The sequence below is a fragment of the Acinetobacter sp. P37 genome (assembly GCF_057480965.1).
Genome location: NZ_JBLIYY010000007.1, coordinates 73,578 through 92,931, shown reverse-complemented (window position 1 = coordinate 92,931; position 19,354 = coordinate 73,578). Strand labels below are relative to the sequence as shown.

The 19,354-nt window shown below is 40.7% G+C and carries 15 protein-coding genes and 8 tRNA genes; 16 read left to right on the top strand and 7 right to left on the bottom strand.

The window, feature by feature from the left end:
* Nucleotides 1-3: 3 nt before the first annotated feature.
* Nucleotides 4-471: a hypothetical protein gene (locus AC25JC_RS08355; protein WP_486923843.1), complete on the top strand. Its 468-nt coding sequence runs from the start codon at nucleotides 4-6 to the stop codon at nucleotides 469-471.
* Between the two features lie 69 nt (nucleotides 472-540).
* Here the strand turns inward: AC25JC_RS08355 and dapE are convergent, their stop codons facing one another.
* The 3 genes from dapE to AC25JC_RS08340 form a co-directional block, all read right to left on the bottom strand.
* A complete protein-coding gene (gene dapE / locus AC25JC_RS08350; RefSeq protein WP_180023170.1) occupies nucleotides 541-1,674 on the bottom strand; it encodes a succinyl-diaminopimelate desuccinylase in 1,134 nt (377 codons plus the stop codon).
* Between the two features lie 122 nt (nucleotides 1,675-1,796).
* A complete protein-coding gene (locus AC25JC_RS08345) occupies nucleotides 1,797-1,946 on the bottom strand; it encodes an entericidin A/B family lipoprotein (RefSeq protein WP_078191053.1) in 150 nt (49 codons plus the stop codon).
* 154 nt (nucleotides 1,947-2,100) lie between these two features.
* Nucleotides 2,101-2,964 (bottom strand): DUF1853 family protein, encoded by an 864-nt coding sequence (locus tag AC25JC_RS08340; protein ID WP_486923842.1) that lies wholly within the window; start codon nucleotides 2,962-2,964, stop codon nucleotides 2,101-2,103.
* Between the two features lie 88 nt (nucleotides 2,965-3,052).
* Here AC25JC_RS08340 and AC25JC_RS08335 point away from each other — a divergent pair, with 88 nt between their 5' ends.
* The 11 genes from AC25JC_RS08335 (at nucleotide 3,053) to AC25JC_RS08285 (ending at nucleotide 5,875) form a co-directional block, all read left to right on the top strand.
* The gene (locus AC25JC_RS08335) at nucleotides 3,053-3,487 is read left to right on the top strand and encodes a YbaN family protein (RefSeq protein WP_180004991.1); all 435 of its coding nucleotides are present in this window, start codon (nucleotides 3,053-3,055) and stop codon (nucleotides 3,485-3,487) included.
* Nucleotides 3,480-3,974, top strand: a complete 495-nt coding sequence (elsL, locus tag AC25JC_RS08330) for a cell wall-recycling L,D-carboxypeptidase ElsL (protein WP_486923841.1) — start codon at nucleotides 3,480-3,482, stop codon at nucleotides 3,972-3,974. Before AC25JC_RS08335 ends, elsL begins: the two co-directional genes overlap by 8 nt.
* A gap of 447 nt (nucleotides 3,975-4,421) precedes the next feature.
* Nucleotides 4,422-4,497: transfer RNA gene (locus AC25JC_RS08325), tRNA-Val, on the top strand.
* 29 nt (nucleotides 4,498-4,526) lie between these two features.
* Nucleotides 4,527-4,603 (top strand) — tRNA-Asp (locus AC25JC_RS08320).
* 47 nt (nucleotides 4,604-4,650) lie between these two features.
* Nucleotides 4,651-4,727, top strand: a tRNA-Asp gene (locus AC25JC_RS08315).
* A gap of 21 nt (nucleotides 4,728-4,748) precedes the next feature.
* Nucleotides 4,749-4,824 (top strand) — tRNA-Val (locus AC25JC_RS08310).
* A 13-nt stretch (nucleotides 4,825-4,837) separates the two neighbouring features.
* Nucleotides 4,838-4,914 (top strand) — tRNA-Asp (locus AC25JC_RS08305).
* Nucleotides 4,915-4,945: 31 nt separating this feature from the next.
* Nucleotides 4,946-5,021, top strand: a tRNA-Val gene (locus tag AC25JC_RS08300).
* Between the two features lie 44 nt (nucleotides 5,022-5,065).
* A tRNA-Asp gene (locus AC25JC_RS08295) sits at nucleotides 5,066-5,142 on the top strand.
* 98 nt (nucleotides 5,143-5,240) lie between these two features.
* A tRNA-Val gene (locus tag AC25JC_RS08290) sits at nucleotides 5,241-5,316 on the top strand.
* Between the two features lie 97 nt (nucleotides 5,317-5,413).
* The gene (locus AC25JC_RS08285) at nucleotides 5,414-5,875 is read left to right on the top strand and encodes a DUF2750 domain-containing protein (RefSeq protein ID WP_180007534.1); all 462 of its coding nucleotides are present in this window, start codon (nucleotides 5,414-5,416) and stop codon (nucleotides 5,873-5,875) included.
* A gap of 53 nt (nucleotides 5,876-5,928) precedes the next feature.
* Here the strand turns inward: AC25JC_RS08285 and AC25JC_RS08280 are convergent, their stop codons facing one another.
* From AC25JC_RS08280 to yccS, 4 genes are all read right to left on the bottom strand, one after another.
* Nucleotides 5,929-6,699, bottom strand: a complete 771-nt coding sequence (locus AC25JC_RS08280) for a YdcF family protein (RefSeq protein WP_180130073.1) — start codon at nucleotides 6,697-6,699, stop codon at nucleotides 5,929-5,931.
* A gap of 104 nt (nucleotides 6,700-6,803) precedes the next feature.
* Nucleotides 6,804-9,506 (bottom strand): PepSY domain-containing protein, encoded by a 2,703-nt coding sequence (locus AC25JC_RS08275; RefSeq protein ID WP_486923840.1) that lies wholly within the window; start codon nucleotides 9,504-9,506, stop codon nucleotides 6,804-6,806.
* Between the two features lie 187 nt (nucleotides 9,507-9,693).
* Entirely contained in the window at nucleotides 9,694-10,254 is a 561-nt protein-coding gene (locus AC25JC_RS08270; protein ID WP_180004995.1) for a YcxB family protein, read from the bottom strand.
* Between the two features lie 85 nt (nucleotides 10,255-10,339).
* Entirely contained in the window at nucleotides 10,340-12,508 is a 2,169-nt protein-coding gene (gene yccS, locus AC25JC_RS08265) for a YccS family putative transporter (protein ID WP_180023177.1), read from the bottom strand.
* A gap of 135 nt (nucleotides 12,509-12,643) precedes the next feature.
* Between yccS and AC25JC_RS08260 the strand changes: the two genes are divergently transcribed.
* The 4 genes from AC25JC_RS08260 (at nucleotide 12,644) to AC25JC_RS08245 (ending at nucleotide 19,246) form a co-directional block, all read left to right on the top strand.
* Entirely contained in the window at nucleotides 12,644-13,846 is a 1,203-nt protein-coding gene (locus AC25JC_RS08260) for a multidrug effflux MFS transporter (RefSeq protein WP_486923839.1), read from the top strand.
* A gap of 656 nt (nucleotides 13,847-14,502) precedes the next feature.
* Nucleotides 14,503-15,837: a DcaP family trimeric outer membrane transporter gene (locus AC25JC_RS08255; RefSeq protein WP_486923838.1), complete on the top strand. Its 1,335-nt coding sequence runs from the start codon at nucleotides 14,503-14,505 to the stop codon at nucleotides 15,835-15,837.
* 628 nt (nucleotides 15,838-16,465) lie between these two features.
* Nucleotides 16,466-17,707 (top strand): sodium/glutamate symporter, encoded by a 1,242-nt coding sequence (gene gltS / locus AC25JC_RS08250; protein ID WP_180034498.1) that lies wholly within the window; start codon nucleotides 16,466-16,468, stop codon nucleotides 17,705-17,707.
* A 63-nt stretch (nucleotides 17,708-17,770) separates the two neighbouring features.
* Complete coding sequence (locus tag AC25JC_RS08245; RefSeq protein WP_486923837.1) at nucleotides 17,771-19,246, top strand: alanine/glycine:cation symporter family protein; 1,476 nt, start codon at nucleotides 17,771-17,773, stop codon at nucleotides 19,244-19,246.
* Nucleotides 19,247-19,354: the final 108 nt, after the last annotated feature.

Here is a 19,354-nt window from a genome sequence, read left to right as displayed (position 1 = left end):
TCTATGAGCCAAAATACTGTTTCTCAGGTTGTCAGCGATAAAGTTGATCAACAGGAACTGCAACATCTCATTACGGTTTCAACCGGTTTTATAGATGCGTATATCATTGATTGTCATGGTAAAGAGCCAATGTTGTTGCCACAAAATATTGTGCTTTCAGCGCTCGATAGTGCAACCAAGGTTCCTTTTGTTGAATGGCATGAATTGAAATTGCCTGTTTTCTCGGTCAATGATCCTGCAAAAAATCAGGGCGTGGCTTTGGTGATTGAAGGCGATGATGTTGGACAGCGTTTTGCACTGATGTGTAATGAAATGCCGAAAACCATTCGTCTGCGTATTTCTGAAGTGGTTGATGAAGATAAAGCTGTGAAAGACGCCAATATTTTCCAATATGTACGCATGGCCGATCAGGTATTTCATATTCCACATTTAGCCAATATTCAAAACAGTATTGGGCTTCAAGCGGCTTAATATTTTCAAAAACGAGATATAAAAAAAGGAACTCAATGGAGTTCCTTTTTTTGACTATGCAGGGAATATTTAAGCCAACAGGTTTTCTAAAATCTTTTCGTAAATTTCAGAAAGTGGCTCCAACTCTGCCACATTGACGTGTTCATTGATTTGGTGAATTGTAGCATTTAAAACACCCAGTTCAAGCACCTGTGCTCCTGTAGGCGCAATGAATCGACCATCAGAAGTTCCACCACTGGTCGAAAGTTCTGTTTCTGTCCCAGTAACATCTCGAATGGCATCACGTGCAGCATTCACTAACTCACCGACAGGGGTTAGGAAAGGCAGACCAGATAACGTCCAAGAGATGTCATATTCAACGCCATGACGATCTAAAATTTCCAAAGTACGTGCTTTGAGTTCATCTGCCGTTACTTCTGTTGAATAACGGAAGTTAAAGAGTAAATTCATCGTGCCCGGAACAACGTTGGTTGCACCTGTACCCGCATTGATATTGGAAATCTGGAACGACGTTGCAGGGAAGTATTCGTTGCCATTATCCCACACGGTATCGCAAAGCTCTGCCAGTGCCTTTGATGCAGTATGAATTGGGTTAATCGCAAGATGTGGGTAAGCAACGTGCCCTTGTTTACCTTTAACTGTTAAATTGGCATTTAGCGAACCACGACGACCATTTTTAACAATATCGCCGAGTGTGTTGGTGCTAGATGGCTCGCCCACCAAACACCAAGTCATTTTTTCATTACGCGCTTCTAAAGTTTCAACAACTTTGACTGTCCCGTTGATCGAAGGGCCTTCTTCGTCAGAAGTAATGAGAAAGGCAATCGAACCTTTATGATTTGGATGCTTTGCAACAAAACGTTCTGACGCTACAACCATAGCTGCCAACGCTGTTTTCATATCTGCACTGCCACGACCATACAGTTTACCGTCGCGAATTTCAGGAAGAAATGGGTCAGAACCCCATGCATCCAAGTTACCCGTAGGTACAACATCAGTATGACCTGCAAAACAAAATACTGGTGCTTCAGTCCCTTTACGTGCCCAAAGATTATCTACATCATCAAAACGCATATTTTCAATGTTAAAGCCAATCTTGGCTAAACGTTCCGCCATAATGTTCTGGCAGGTATGGTCAATCGGTGTTACCGAAGGTTGGCGCAGTAATTCTAGGCTGAGATCAAGAGTTGCTGTTGAGGTCATGCTAAATACAGAAGTCAAAAATGTCGCAATATAATAGGCGAATCGACAAGCGAAGGGAAATTTAGACGTGAAAAAACCCTATTTAAAAAATAGGGCTCTTTTATAAATTCTTGGGAAAGAAATTAATTGCGTCGAATTTCTTCCGAAGTTTTCTCAGCAGTATTGGTTACCGCATCTCCAGCTTTAGATACGTCTTTACCAACACCTTTTACTGTATTACAACCTGTCAGTACGAAAGCAACCATAAGTGATGCAGCTAAAATTTTTTTCATTGAATGTAATCTCCATTATGAAAGAATAATTTTTAGAAGACTAAATTATTCTGTTGTGAGATTTAGATTAAAAAATAGCCGTATCAAACAGTAGGTGGTTTTTACGGTGGTTGAGTAAATAAATGTAAATTTCTACTAAATGGTGCATTGAGTCTTAAATTGTTTGCGGCAAAACCAAGCGTGGCTGTCTATACATGTAATAGCTTTCATCACTGTCTTTTTTATATAAACCATCTGTCCACCAATGTGCGGTTGCACTCGTCGGTTGCTGCTGCACGCAGATCCATTCATGTCGTTGTAGGCGATAATAGCCTTGACTCGTAGATGGAATGACATGTCCCCATTGACCTATTCTACGCGCAGGATTGACCCAGTTTGGCAATGCGTTGGTACGCTGAATAGGTAAATATAATTGGCCCTTTAAAACGCAATAGCGCTGTTGAATCTGCTGCCCAAGTGCTTCATCAAATTGGAATTGTTTTTGGGTAAAATGATTAAGCTTACGAGCCAAAGTATCACTACGATTTAAGCCATACCAATAGGGTAATTGAAAATCGCGCTCGGCTAGATAATATTTTAAAGCCACTTCCCAATGTTCAATTTCATCACTTTCGGTATTTTTTAAAACAAAATCCAGTTCACCAACTGTACGAGGGCCGTCAATTTTTTGAATGCTATGTCCGAGTAACTGGTAGGGATGGTATGGGTGATCGAGAAGCCAAAACCACATAAACATTTCGAAACGTAAACCAAGGCGAGTACTTTTTAATTTTTGTAAAAATTCTACTAATTCACTTGGGTGTTGTTCGAGTTGTTTTAAACGGGGAAGGTAGGCTTCAAAATATTTATGCCAAAGCTCGTTTGGATGAAAATGAAAGGGATAGCGGATTTCGAGTTCATTGGGAATTTGCTGCAGAATATTTGGGCTAGCAATACAGAAAGCCAATTGGCGAACTAAGGGCTGTTTAAATTGCAACCATGGCTCAAAATAAGACGACATTGTCGGGGCTACAGCCATATTGAAACCTTTTGAATAATGCAGAATAACAACGGATATTTGTTAAAAACATCTTATACTACCTGAATTGAAAGTTCAGGGTAGCGGTATGAAGACGTTGTTTTGGCGAAGCTTAGTGGTTGTCTTTGTCATTTTAGGCTTTATAGGGGCTTTATTGCCGGGAATGCCCACGACAGTCTTCTTAATATTAGCGGCATGGGCGGCTTCAAAAGGTTGGCCTCAAATGGATGCTTGGTTGTTGAATCATCCTAAATATGGGCCAACCTTACGCGCTTGGCGCGAAAATGGCACAGTCCCACGCAAAGCAAAATGGTTTGCATCGATCATGATGTTTGTGAGTGGTCTGATTATGCTTTTTACATCAGCACCGATTGCCGTCAAGATTTTCACTGACTTAACCATGTTGATTGTTGGCATTTGGTTATGGACACGACCAGAGCCAAATAAGATTAGAACTATTGAAACATCGCCGCAGACACAACCACAAGATAAAGATAAGCAGAAAGAGCAAGAGCATGTCTGAATATACCCAAGATCAAGCAGATATCCTGATTAACTTGAAAGATCAAACTTTAACTTTGCCGAAACTGAATAAGTTTTACCTCATTTCATCGGGTAAAAATGGCATTGGTGAGCAGGAAAATAGTGGAAAGACGCCACGAGGCTGGCATCAAGTGGCTGAAAAGTTTGGTGGACAACATCCTCAAAATGCAGTTTTTAAAGCACGTCAGTGGACCGGAGAGGTTTACGACGAGCAACTTGCTGCATCACACCCTGATCGGGATTGGATTTTATCTCGAATATTATGGCTCAGTGGTTTAGAACCCGGCTTTAATGCAGGTGAGGGCTGTGATACTTATAAACGTTATATTTATATTCATGGCACACCAGATAGAGAGCCTATGGGTATACCGATGTCACATGGTTGTATTCGCATGCGAAACAGCGATGTTATAGAACTTTATCAACTGATTCCATTAAATGCGCTGGTTTACATCACTGAACATTGAACACGTCGTTAAAAGCACAAGCCATGAAAACCGAATTTCATGGCATCAAAATAAAGATTTGAAAAATTAAAGTGAGTTTTAAAGGCATTTTTTGTCAGAAATAATGCTCGTAAACTAACAGAAAATCAGGTTTGAATGTATTTTGTACACTAATGTGTTTTAGAATGCAGTGTGTGGTGAATTAATCGTCGGTTCGCTGAATGATTAGTTATGAGTCCACGCGAAAAACTGTTTTTTATGTGAATGATGCAGAATATAAGTCATATTTTTAATAATAAATTTACAGGTTTATAGCTAAAAAATGTTCAAAAATACTGATTTTTCCGCAATATAACTTATTTTTTAATCACTCAAACAGAAAAAGTGGAAAAGAGTTAGAAAAGCGTTTGACAGACCGTGAGGATTCTCTATAATGCACCTCATCAAACGATGAACATGTTTTGAAAAGGGCGCTTAGCTCAGTTGGTAGAGCGTCTGCCTTACAAGCAGAATGTCGGCGGTTCGATCCCGTCAGCGCCCACCAAACCTTTTCAGCGTTAAGATATTTAGAGTGCAGCGGTAGTTCAGTTGGTTAGAATACCGGCCTGTCACGCCGGGGGTCGCGGGTTCGAGTCCCGTCCGCTGCGCCACTTTAAATCTTAATTCGTTTGAACCACAATAGCGACATTGTGTAAGTGCAGCGGTAGTTCAGTTGGTTAGAATACCGGCCTGTCACGCCGGGGGTCGCGGGTTCGAGTCCCGTCCGCTGCGCCATTTACATGATAGACCTTTTGAGGGCGCTTAGCTCAGTTGGTAGAGCGTCTGCCTTACAAGCAGAATGTCGGCGGTTCGATCCCGTCAGCGCCCACCATATTTTTTGCGATGCAGCGGTAGTTCAGTTGGTTAGAATACCGGCCTGTCACGCCGGGGGTCGCGGGTTCGAGTCCCGTCCGCTGCGCCATTACAAAGAATATAATTGTTGTACCCTTTAAGGGCGCTTAGCTCAGTTGGTAGAGCGTCTGCCTTACAAGCAGAATGTCGGCGGTTCGATCCCGTCAGCGCCCACCATATCTTTTAAGATATAGGTTGTGTTTCGAAAGAAACTACGTGATGCAGCGGTAGTTCAGTTGGTTAGAATACCGGCCTGTCACGCCGGGGGTCGCGGGTTCGAGTCCCGTCCGCTGCGCCATTTATCTTAAAAATCTCTGTTCAAGAGAATGCCTTTAGAAAAATCTTTGATTTTTCTCTTGCGCTCAGACAAGGCTTCGCTTTGTTACTCTTCGCTCAGGGCGCTTAGCTCAGTTGGTAGAGCGTCTGCCTTACAAGCAGAATGTCGGCGGTTCGATCCCGTCAGCGCCCACCATATTCTTCTATAAAAACTTCTTTATCCAAAAGCTTGCCTAAATTTTCTGATTTACATAGAATCCGCTCTATAATAATTTTAATATTGTATGTGATCTATGAGAAATCCATATCAGCGCAAGGCAGCGTCTAAAACTCAAACTACAAATTACAATCCTCAAGAAACCTATAAACAATTTATTGAAAATATGGTCGCTCAAGGTGGCGTGATTGCGTTATATCAAGATGGTTGGGCACTTTGTGCGACACCTACAGGTCAGCGTTCCTTCGCCATTTGGCAAAATCGTGGTTTGGCACGTTTATTAATTAAAGACAATTGGTCCAATTATGAAATTCAGGAAATTTCATTAAAAGACTTTATCGAAAAAGTCATTCCGTTTTTACGCAGCGAGAGCACTACGGTATCTTTAGATTTGACCCCAGAAGGGCAAAATATTTTGGTTGCGCCTGAAAAGATGCTGTTAGATATTAAAAATTATTTATATCAAGTCTATCAACAGCGCCCAGAAGTATTTGAAAACCTTAAAATTCCTTTGCCACGTAGTATTCGTTTAAATTAATGGTTTATTTACAGCATAAAAAGCCCTTGTTTACTGATCAAACAAGGGCTTTTTTAATATTCATTGAGTACAAAACCACTCAAAAAGGCAAAATATTCACGTAACCAAGAGTTGTAGCGGATGTAAAGCGGTGTAGGTGCTGCAATGGTATACACCTGTGTATAACCTAACTTTCGTGCAATTGCTTTTGCACGTGGGAGATGAAAGTCACTACTGGCAATTGCAATGGGGGCATCAAGAGAAATCTGATGTTGTTTTAAAATCATTTTACTGTTGATCAGGTTGAGTTCTGTACTGGTACTTTTACTTTCTTCATATATGCCTGCCGCTGAAATGTCATAGTGTTGAAGTAAATAGCGTTTCATGACGGAAGATTCGGTCATTTTTTCATTAAAGCCTAAACCACCGGTCATGATCACAATAGTATTGGGTTGTTGCAAGGCATACGGTGCTGCGGCATCGAGACGCGCCTTTAAGGTCGGAGAGGGTTGACCATTTTCAATACCACTACCCAAAACGATGATGGCTTGGACGGAAGTAAATGGCTTGGATTGCTGGCTATTGAAGTGTAAATACGCAAAAAACAGTAAAAGGCTCAATAGCCAAAGCCAAAACAACCACCATGTAGCACGCCAGAGCCTTTTGAGTTTAGGGTATTGATCTAAAATATTGTGGATTTGGGTTGAAAATAGTCCCGATAAAAGAAAAATACACCCAATGACTAAGGGTAAAAGGATTCCTAAATGAATTTTATCTAATGTAAGTAACCAAATGGCATCTACGCAGAGCAGCAAGCCTACACAAAGCAGTAGTATTCTTTTCATGCAAAAAATTAAAGCAGTATTCGTATTTGGCCTAAGTATAGCGTGAAAAAAACCAGACACGAGGTCTGGTTTTTAGTTGGGACTATTTATGAGTAAACATCTTATTAATAAACATCACGGCGGTAGCGCCCAGCTTGACGCAGTTCAGCAACAACGTCTTCACCTAATATATCAATCAGTGCGTGGTCAACGTCCGTTGCCATACCGTTGATACTACCGCAAACGTAGATCACGGCACCTTGTTCTACCCATGATTTTAATAAGGTCGCATGGTCACGTAGCTCATGATGCACATAGCGTTTCTCCGCTTGATCACGAGAGAAGGTGAGGTCTATACGTTGAACTAAGCCTGTGTTTTGCCATGCTTCAATGATGTCTTGATAGAAGAAATCATGTGCGCGTTGACGCTCACCAAAAATCAGCCAGTTTTGCGTATAGCCTTGACGAACGCGTGCATGTAAAAGACTGAGTAAACCAGCAATACCTGTACCGTTACCAATACAAATCACAGGACGATTATCGGCGATCAAATGGAATGATTCATTGGTACGAATACGCAGTTGTAGTGTGCTATTGATCGCTGCATGTTGTGTTAACCACCCTGAGCCTAAACCAAGCTCACCATCCACATTGGACTGCTGACGTACCACTAAGCGTAATACTTGCTGACTTGGAATACTGGCAATGGAGTATTCACGAGTTGGAAGCGGTGGAAGCTGTTCGAGCAAGTGATCAAGGTTGGCAAATGGTTCAACATCCGTATTTAGGTTACGATCCCATAATGCATCTTCAATGCGTTGCTGGGTAGAATCAACCACTTGCTGACTCTGAATCTGATACTTTTGCATGAAGTTTGCAATACGTTCAGCACTATTACCCGGCTGAATCTCTGCAATATCACCCGCTTGCCAGTTGGCTTCATGTTGCGGTTTTAACTCAATATTAAATGCAGGTGCACCTAAACTGTTCGGGTTGAGTAAATCACGTTTGGTCAATGTCCATGCATCAAAAGTTTTTTCAATTTGCATGTGCTGAAGTTCAAGTTTAGTCGCTTTGGCTAAAGCGCTATTCCATGCTTGAATGGCTTGGGTGTCGCCATTATTGACTTCAATTGTATCAAACAGGGGCTTCGCAGCATTACTTCGCATCCAGCGATGAATCGCATGACCAAAGCTACAGAAAGTATCAGGATATTCTTCTGAACCTAAAGCTAATATGGCAAACTGAACATGACTCAAATCGAGGCTTTGTGTCATCAGTTTACGTTCAAAGCTTGAAGCGAGGTCAGGTGCTTCGCCAGTGCCATACGTACTTGCAACAAATAAAACCTGAGCGGCTTGCGTTAAGTCATCAGCAGAAAGTTGCTGAACAGCTTTCACTGTGACGGGCTGACGAGCCTCTTGTAAGCTTGTTGCTGTACGCCATGCCAATTGTTCAGACAGACCCGTTTGTGATGCATAGCAAATTAACCAAGGCTGTGCATTGGGATCGATGGCAACTGATGCTAAGCTTTGACGAGCTTGCTGTGTCAGTTTTTTCTGTTTACGACGTTTGAGATAGAGCATCCATCCTGTGACAAAGAACAGCGGCATCATGAGGGATGCAATAACCACAAAGAACTGATAAATCGGTCCGAAGAAACTACCACGATGCACAGGCAACATGCTGGTCATGATTTTTTCATTTAACTTTTTATCTTCGTATAACTCGATATCGGTGAGTGCAGACGTTTGGTAGTTATAAGTCGCTTTGTTGCGCGCACGCTCATGTTGAGGGACGGCATCTACAAAGTTAATTTCTAATTCACCATTGGCTTTTTTCGGAATATTAAAAGTGACACTTGAGTATTCACGACCAATATTTTGATTAAAGCCGTTCCAACTTTGTGTTAGAGCAATATTCACTTGTTCTGGTTTTAGACCACGTTTTTCTCCGCGACCTTCAGCACCATGTTTATTTTCTTGAGCGCCATGTTCAGATTGGCCTGACGTTGCAGGATTTCTTTCAGAACGTGCTTGGTGTTCACCACGAGTTTGTTCTGCCTCAGTGGCTGGTTTTTCACCGCTTTGCTTTTCACCCGCCTGTTCTGCAGGTTGTCCATTCGGTTTTGGACCTTCTTGTAATTGGGGCTGTGGACGTTCAACGCCCATGACTTTAAACATGCCATTACGCCACCAGTCATAAGACCAATACAAACCTGTACATGCCAAAATGAGATAGAAAATAATCACCCATGTGCCGACGACAGCATGTAGATCCCACAGGAAATTACGTCCTTTGAGTTTTGGTTTAACTGCAAGCCATTGTTTTACGGAATGTCTTTTTGGCCAGCGCAGATACAACCCACTCAATACAAAATAAATCAGCATGAGTGTACATGCGCCGGTAATTTGTTTACCTACAGGGCCAACAGTTAAATTACGGTGAAGTTGTTGTACAAACTGGAAGAATTTTTGACCTTTGATTTCCGGTAAGACTTCGGCTGTATAGGGGTTAACCATCATGTTATAGCCACGACGAGCACCTTCTTTGACAATATTCACGGTACTTGAGGCGGTAGCATCTGAGGCAATAGAGATGCTGTTAATTTTCATGTCAGGATCAGACTGACTAAAGTGCTGATAAAGCTCAGCAGGGGTTAGTTTAGGCTGCTGTTGAGCCTGAACCACATAACTGTCCTGATTGATTGCTTTAAGTATTTGCTGTTCATAGGAATAAATGGCACCTGTAACCCCCATGAGCGAGAGTATTAAGCCGGCACTAATCCCCAAGAACCAGTGAATCTGGAAAAGGGTTTTCTTAAACATGATGGATTTAATATTGATAAAAGGTTGCTGAATTGCGACGAATTATAAACGATGATGTAGTAGAGAATGTGGAAAAAGTAAGTAATATTCATTCTCATTATTGTAATTATCAATAATTATTCAAAAATTAAACACATAAAAAACCTCCAAAGAGAGGAGGCTTTTTATAAACAAATGTCTGTTAGGCTTAAATTGGTTTAGCAGGGCCTACAGTTTCATTTAAATGTTTACGAATGGTCGAAAATGGAAACTTCTTGCTATCCATACGTTTAGGCAAGATGTATGCGCCGTCTTGACCCTTTACTTTAAAGTTCAAAAGGATGAAGTCTTTGGTGTCATACCATTCATGAATGTCTTTCCAACCGACAGTCATCGTCCCCATGTTTGCGCCCATACGTTGCTGCATAGAGATCCCATGCGGCTGAACACCCATACGGATGCCTTTAATTTCTTGAACAGGGACTTCGTTCAGTTTGCGTTTCGCATACCATTCGATACCGAATTTACGCACAAGGAAGTAAATCACGACACAGACAATAGCTACCCAGCAAAATACTGTTGAATAGTTCTTAATAAAGATGAGGCCCAAGAGTGCCAGTGCAAGAATTGCACCCATAATTAGCCATGCTTTTTTGCCAATTTTGAAGTTACTGCGAGACAGAACAAGTTGAGCATAACGTTGTTCTTCTTCAGAAATTTCATAAGCCACTGGCTCTAGCGTGTAGGCGTATAAATTTTTTGCGGTCATAGTGAAAGTAACAGATTTAAAACTGTAAAAAGTTTAGCATTATTTATACCAATTCAGTGAGTATATTGTTCCAAAATCATCCAAATTATAGCGAAGCCAGTTCAGTCGATGCCTGATCATGCTCATGACTTAGATTTTGTTTCAATTGGCTAAATTGGTTCAACACGTTAAACATCAACGAAAGCTGTTGTAGCACGATCAAGGATTTTTGATCTTCCTCACTATTTTGTGACAATCGCTGACGGATTTCTTGCAACATATTTTGCGCAGATAAGTCTGGAACTTCGTCACGCAGCAATGCACCTTGAATGTCATCTGTGGCTTTATCCAATAAGGTTAAGACCTGTTGGTCTTGAATTTTTTCACGATGCGCACCTAAGGCCGCGATATAACTAATAAAGGTGTGATTGAGACACAAAAACTCAAAGGCTAAAGCTTTTTGAGTTGGATCGGTATCGGGTTCGGTAGCTAAGGTGGAAATCAGTGAAGCTACTTCTGCATCGGTATTATGGGCTGCACGACGGACAACACGATAATTCAACCCGTTATTACGACCAGATTTGTATTGTTCAACCACTTCAGCTAAATAATCACACTGCGCTTGAATCGAACGGCTGATGGTTCGAGGCAGGCGACGGAATTTCCAATCTGGGAAAATGAAACTCACACCAAACCATGCCAAGGCACAGCCAATCAGTGTATCAATCATACGCGGCATTGCTGCGGCAAAACCCATGCCATCTAAGTTAAAGTTAATCAGCGCCAAAATGGTAATAAACGCAGTGGCTTGTGCATATTGCTTACTACGTAGTTCAAAAAACAATACGCCACTTAAAATGAGTAGCAATAACTGACCTTCGACAGAAGGGACAAAATATAAAATTGCATAACCTAAAATAATTCCGACCAAGGTGCCAATGATACGTAAATAGAGGCGGCGCTTGGTGGCGTTAAAGTTCGGCTGGCTGACAAACAGGGCAGTCAATAAAATCCAATAGCCATAACTGATATTGGTCACTTGGACAAAAATATAACCAATAAATAACACGGTCGATAAACGCACAGCATGACGGAACAGCACCGATTCAGGGCTCAAATGTTGTTTGAATCGAATGACGATGTCGTCCCAACCTTTTAAATCATCATCTTTTAAACGATTTTCAATCAGGGCTTGTCGGTCAATATAACGCTCGGTTTCGACGTTGCGTAATTGCGCATCAATGCCTTTTAGGTTTTGGTATAAAGCAAATAAAGAATTGATCCAAACTTCATCGTATTTTTGCTCTTCACGCAGCTTTTCGAGTGACAGTTTTAGATTGTGGAACGCATGTTTGAAACGTTGATTATGATGATAAGGTTTTCGCTGTAAGATGCTGATACTTAAATCTTTACAGGCTTTACCTTGAATCGAAAGCACACGTTGAAAGCGAAATAAAATATCACTATGTTCAAAAATACGGGTCAATTTTTGATAATCAATATGCGCGGAATCGGCACGTTCATGAATGTCTTGCGCGACAAAATAATATTGTAGGCTACGACGTGTATCTTTTTGTCCACGGTCGCCTTTTAAACGCGTTAATAAGGCCGTTTTCATATCGTTGAAAATGCCAATTAATTTGCCATTTTCGAGCGACAGCTCAATCAAACTTTGCTGGTAACTTTCCGGTGTCATATCGACATCAAACAAGTTAGATTTTGCAAATAAGAAGTCACCTAGAGACGAATAGCTTTGGGCCAATTTGTCCTGAACTTGACGCACAGGAAACAGCAGAAAGCTCAAAGTCGAAAGCAGTCCGTACCACATCGCACCGATGACCAATAAACCTGCTTGTGTATACCAATTTTCAAAAAGTTCAACCCCAAGCATGGAATACACGGAGATCACCAAACAGCCATAAGAAATGGTGGCGTAGCGACGACCCAATGAACCCAAAAGAATCCAACCGATACAAGACACAATCAGGCCCAATGCAAATAAGATCGGATGCGGGAACAACAGATAAATGGATACCGCAGTAACAAAGAACCCGATATAGGTATAAATTTGATTGAGCACACGGACTGAAAAGCGGTCATCGATATCACTTAGACCTGCGGCAACCACACCCAAGGTGAGGGGAATGGTCATCAATTGCTGATCTAAAAAATATGGGACAAAGGCTGTTCCTGCGAAGGCAATGACCATGCGCAAGTTATACATAAAGGTCGTGTTATAGGTTGCTTGTTTCAGTCGTGCGAGCCAGGCGTTCAAAATTATTCCTTTGCTAAAGCGATGGGGCAGTAAGCAATGTGTATCGTGTGAATTTTCACATTGAAGCCAAGAAATAATACTATGTGCAGTGTAAACTTGTCTGCAAAACTTGCTTGCGATAAATGAATTATTCTTATGAAAAGCGCCGAATCACAAAAGGAATTTTCTCAACGCTGGATTGTCTTATTGGCGTTGCTCACTGCTTTGGGGCCACTTTCAATCGATATGTATTTGCCGGCTTTACCTCAAATGGCCGATGATTTTGGTGTCACAACGCAACAAGTGGCCAATAGTCTTCCAGCGTATTTCTTGGGTTTGGCGATTGGGCAGTTAATTTATGGGCCAGTCAGCGACCGTATTGGGCGTAAAACACCGCTATATTTCGGTTTGGTTTTATATATTTGTGCCAGTTTTCTGTGTGTCTTTGCCAATAGTGAATGGAGCTTGATCGCTGCTCGTGTTTTGCAAGCGTTGGGTGGCTGTGTCGGTGTGGTGATTGCCCGTGCTGCAATTCGTGATCGCTTAAGTATGCAAGCTTCTGCTCAAGCCTTTGCGAGTATGATGATCGTGACAACAATTGCACCAATCATTGCACCTACTTTAGGCGCGTGGGTGTTACAGGTGTTTGAATGGCAATACATATTTGCGGTATTGGTACTTGTCGGTATTTTTTGTCTTTTCTGCGTACATTTTTTCTTTCAAGAAACCCTCCCTGTTGAGCGGCGCTTAAACTTAAGTTTAAAACAAGTCTTAGGTTTATATGGTGCGATTTTGCAAGACGAAACCTTCCGTAAACCGATGCTCACAGGCTGTTTTTCTGGCGCAATTTTATTTTGTTATATCAGTGGCTCATCTGCCATTTTAATGGATGGTTATGGTCTGAGCCAACAGCAATTTGCTTATGTATTTGGTGCGAATGCTTTAGGGATTATGGTGTTTTCGACCCTCAACAAGAAACTTGCAAATCGACTGGATGTTCGCCATCGTTTGCAATTGGGTAATGCACTTCAATTGTGTGGTGTGCTGATCTTATTGGCGGCGGGGCTATTTTATCTTTCATCTATCATTGTTGTAATGTTGGGCATGTTCTTATGTGTTGCTTCAATCGGCTTCACTGGGCCAAATGCCATGGCATTGGCGATGTCTGAACAAGGCTCACGAGCTGGTACAGCCAGTGCCATTATGGGAAGTATGCAATTTGCCTGTGGTCTATTGGCCGGAGTGTTTTTGAACTTTTTAGTATGGTCAGCGCTCATCAATATGGCCCTGATTATGCTTCTATTTGTGGTTGTTGCAATGTTCACCATGCGTAGTTTAAAAGCTTCAGCCATGGGGTGAACTGAATGAGGGTGAAGACGTTTAGCTGTTTTTGTTTATACGTCAGTCATCAATGTATGTGTATTAAGCATACGCGTCATTCATTATAAATGTTCATCATCCATAACGATGAATGAGGGTGCTATTTTCCCAATGATTGTGCTATTTTCCCATTGTGAGGTCAGTTTCTATTTTCTCGAAACTTATATCTAAGAAATCATCCACTTGAAAATAATTAATGAAACTGCGCATCATTGTTGTCTTAATCTAAGGAAATAGAATAATTGTTAAATAAGTATTATTCGCATTAAATACATTACGTTATGCTGGATAAATACATTGTGAATGTCTCTATCGGCAATATGTCGGATTTTATAGTTTTTATTGCATACCTACAGAGTATGGATTTTTACCTTTAAGGTATGAATATTGAGATTTTTTGCAATCTGAATCGGCTAAGTCCGAATTTTAACTAAATATTTCAGTCTATTTTCAGTAATGGATTCAGGTTTCTTGCTTTTTGCTTTCAAGTATTTCGTTATTGGGGGCTACAAGTTAAGGCTTTAATGCGACTAAAGCACGGATATGCAGCATGAAATTTGTCCGCTCAAATAGCTGAATAACAAAGCACCCGGATTTAGGGTATACAACAATGACAGGACAATAGAGAGCTTAGGATGAAAACTCAAACTGTATTCCACCCAATGAAAACCCTTGTTGTTGCAATGAGTTTGGCAACGGTATCAATGTCTCATGCAGGCAGCAATACTTCTGAAATTGAACAATTACGTGCAGAAGTTGCAGAACTGAAAAGTTTGATTAAAGCGCAGCAGCAAGTTCAACAACAGCAACAAACAGAGATTCAGCAAGTTAAAGCGCGTCCTGTTGCACCACCACCGCAACCAGCTACTCCAGCTGCAAGCTTAAAATCTAAAACAGGTGCAGATGTAAGTCTTTACGGTTTTGTTCGTGGTGATGCGAACTACATTATTGAAGGTGCGGATAACGACTTTAACAACGTACATACGTCTAAAGAAGAAGCACGAGATAAACTTCGCGCAACTGCAAAAACCACACGTTTTGGTTTAGATTTTACAGCACCCGTCGGTGGTGATGATAAAGTGGGCGGTAAAATCGAGGTCGATTTCAATGGAAGTGGCGAAACTATTCGTCTACGTCATGGTTATTTAACCTTTAACAACTGGTTATTTGGTCAGACCACATCAAACTTCTTGTCTAGCCATGCACCAGAAATGATTGATTTTGCTACTAACGTGGGCGGTGGTACAACTCGTTTGCCACAAGTGCGTTACAACGTAAAACTTGCACCGCAAACACAATTATTTGTAGCTGCTGAAGAAGGTGATAGTAAAGCTCAAGCACTGACTACCAAAACAGCGGGCACGCCTCCTGTAAGTAATACAACGCTTGAGGATTCAACAGTCAAATATAGCTTACCAGCGTTGACAGCTAAACTGACTCAAGGTTATGCGAATGGTAAGGGGAATGCATCTGCACGTGCGCTTGTGGAACATCATAAAGTTCAAAGCGGTAATGATGATGAATTAGGGTGGGGTTTGGCAGCTGGTACAACGTTTGATGTGACGAAACAGCTAAAAATTAATGGTGATGTATCTTATGTAGAAGGGAACAGCAACTATTTATATGGCTCAAATACCGCATATGTTGTTGATGCTAATGGGGATATTGAGCAGAATAAATTTACCGCAGTACAAATCGGTGCAACCTATAAGTTTAATGAAAAGTTGCGTTCAACTTTAGCTTATGGTGCATTATTTGCTGATGAAGATACAGATTATGCAAAAGCATTTAAAGATGTTGGAAATAACTCTGCAAACAAAGAAGTACAGCAAGCTTGGTTAAATGTGATTTATACACCAGTGAAACCAATTGATTTAGGTGTTGAATATGTGAATGGTAAACGTGAAGCGTTTACGGGGAAAACATATAAAGATAACCGCGTTGGCTTAATGGCTAAATATAGCTTCTAAGCTCAAACTACTGATCTAATCAATCAAAAAAGCCTGACTCAGTTCAGGCTTTTTTGTTGAAACAGGGGATATATCAACGCAAATGAACTCACAGTACTAAGTAGATGGATTCACTAAATCGCCTGAGTCATGATGTCGTACAGGTTAAAGCATTCATTTAACCCCGTCTTACATGGGCATCATGTTCAAATCTTTAATATTTTATATAGATAAAAAATGCGAATGCATTTAAATAAAAACAATTAGATATAACTTTAAATTATAGGAAAATTAACTTTTTTTAATAAAAAGTGCTGAAATTTTATCTCACTCCACGCATAATGTGCGACTTTTCTAATCAGCATTTGATTTTATGTATTTCATCTATGATGTGAATATTGTAGTAAGTGTTGGTTTAGTAAGCATGAACTGCTTTTATGGATTTGTTTTGTCGAATTGAGTTTTCACTTTTTTCAACTCAGGCATACATATTTGAATCAGATGATGAATATTTATGATTGGCAATGAATAGCTGGTAGCCTGATTTATTGGTTAAATTTACAAATTGGAATTGTATTTTAATTAATAAACGCTACTAATTTCTATTAATTGGACTAATAAATATTCTAACCATTTTGGACAAATTATTATGGAATTTAGCTTTAACGCATTTTATACCTTAATTGCGGCGGTGATCGTTCTTTTATTAGGACGTTTTCTGGTAAATAAAATCAGTTTTTTGAGGCGTTACAATATTCCTGAGCCCGTAGCTGGTGGTTTGGTTGCTGCAATAATTTCATTGGTTGTACATAGCATTTGGGGTTATAGCATTACTACGAGTAGTGAATTACAAACCAGTTTTATGCTGATTTTCTTCGCATCCATTGGTTTAAGCGCAAACTTTGCCAAATTGAAAGAAGGTGGAATTGGTCTTGTTATTTTTCTGGTAGCCGTTGCTTCTTTCATTGTTGTGCAGGATGTCGTTGGTATCAGTCTTGCCACTTTATTGGGTATTGATCCACTGATTGGTTTGATTGCAGGTTCAATTACGTTGACAGGTGGTCATGGTACAGCTGGTGCATGGGGTGAAATTCTTGAAGTTGAACACGGTATACAAGGTGCATTAGCTTTAGGTATGGCAAGTGCAACTTTTGGTTTAATTATTGGTGGTATTATTGGTGGCCCATTAGCTAAGTTGCTAATTAATCGTTATCGCCTAGCAACTCCGCGCACGAATGAGCAAATTGAGCGTAGTGATAACACACCACTAGCTGATATTAATTCAACAGAATATGTACCTTTTGAATATCCACATCGTGTTCGTTTAATTACCGCAGATAATGCAATTACGACTTTGGGCCTATTTGCTGGCTGTTTAGCATTTGCTGATTTTATGACGGCTTTCAGTAAAGGTACGATGTTTGAATTACCGACATTTGTATGGGCTTTAGCTGGTGGTGTCATTTTACGTAATGTATTAGAAGGTATTTTCCGCGTACAAATATTTGATCGTGCAATTGATGTATTTGGTAATGCTTCATTATCACTGTACTTAGCAATGGCACTATTATCGTTGAAACTATGGCAGCTATCAGATCTTGCAGGACCTTTAGTTGTGATTTTGGGAGCCCAAACATTAACAATGGCACTATATGCTGCGTTTATCACTTTCCGTGTAATGGGCAAAAATTATGATGCTGCGGTTTTAGCGGCGGGTCATTGTGGTTTTGGTATGGGGGCAACACCTACAGCAGTCGCAAATATGCAAGCCATTACCAATATGTATGGTCCATCTCATAAGGCTTTCTTAATCGTACCTCTATGTGGCGCATTTTTTGTTGATTTGATTAACGCAACAGTTATTCAATTAATTCTTAAATTCTTTGCTTAATTTAGAAAGGCTCTTCAAAAAAGAGCCTTTTATACTTTTGACCATTTAAAACTAGGGTTGAATATGAATGAACAATTAAACGAAACCCTGATGAGCTGGGTCAAAGTTTTTAATGATCCGCTTTGGGATTTCTTAGTCATATTTTTAGTGGCTGTTGGTATTTTTTATACCTTAATCACTGGTGCAGTTCAGATTCGTCTATTTTTTCATAGTATTAAAGTGATGAAATCTAGCCGTAAAGAAGGCGATGATGATCATGGTATTACACCATTCCAAGCCTTTGTGACTGGACTGGCAAGTCGTGTCGGTGTGGGTAATGTCGCAGGTGTTGCAATTGCGATTGCAATTGGTGGGCCGGGTGCAGTGTTTTGGATGTGGTTTACCGCATTTTTAGGGATGAGTTCTGCATTTGTGGAGTCTTCACTTGCACAGCTCTTTAAAGTGCGTGATACGCAAAATCAGCAATTCCGTGGTGGTCCAGCGTATTACATCACGCAAGGCTTAAAGCAAAAGTGGTTGGGTGTGGTTTTTGCCATTGCGCTGATTTCAACCTATGGCTTTGTGTTTAATGCAGTACAAGCCAATGCCATTACGGGTGCAACTTCACATGCTTGGGGTTGGGATAAAGCCAATCTAGTATTGAGTTTGGGCAGTTTTAGTTTTGAAATTTCATGGGTAGGGTTATTCCTTGTCTTTATAACAGCGCTGATTATTTTTGGTGGTATTAAGCGTATTGCAAAAGTGGCAGAACGTTTTGTTCCATTTATGGCATTACTTTATTTGGCAGTCGCGCTATATATCGCTTTTGCTAACTTTGCAATCTTGCCTGATATCTTCCAGTTAATATTCAGCAAAGCATTTGAGTTTGATGCTGCGGCTGGTGGTTTCTTCGGTGCTATGGTTTCTATGGCGATGATGCAAGGCATTAAGCGTGGATTATTCTCAAACGAAGCGGGTATGGGTTCTGCTCCGAATGCTGCGGCAGCATCAGATGTTAAACACCCGGTCAATCAAGGCCTGGTTCAGATGCTCGGTGTCTTTGTCGATACATTTGTGGTGTGTACCTGTACGGCGATCATTATTTTGGCATCTGGCTTGTATGAAAATGCAGGCTTTGAGGGTGTTGCTTTGACGCAAATGGCGCTTGAAAGCCAGATTGGCGCATGGGGAGATGACTTCCTTGCCATAATCTTGTTCTTATTCGCTTATTCTTCAGTAATCGGTAACTATGCTTATGCTGAAGGTAATGTGCAGTTTATCAATAACAATCCTAAGGTCATGTTTATATTCCGCGTAGTCGTCCTCATGATGGTGTACTTTGGCTCAATCATGAGTGTGCCACTGATTTGGAACTTAGCGGATCTCTTCATGGGCGTGATGGCGAGTATTAACCTCTTTGCGATTTTATTGCTGACTCCATTCTTATTGATGCTGATGAAAGACTACACCTCACAGTTAAAACGGGGTGTAAAAGAGCCAGTATTTAAGATGGATGAACATCCAAAATATAAGGATCGCGTTAATTCCGATATTTGGTAAAGTCAAAAATTAACTTTAAAAAGCTCCGTTATCGGGGCTTTTTTTGCTAGACAATGTTTTGGATCCTGATGTGGAAATTCTGCTAAACATTGAAATTTTGACAGCCAA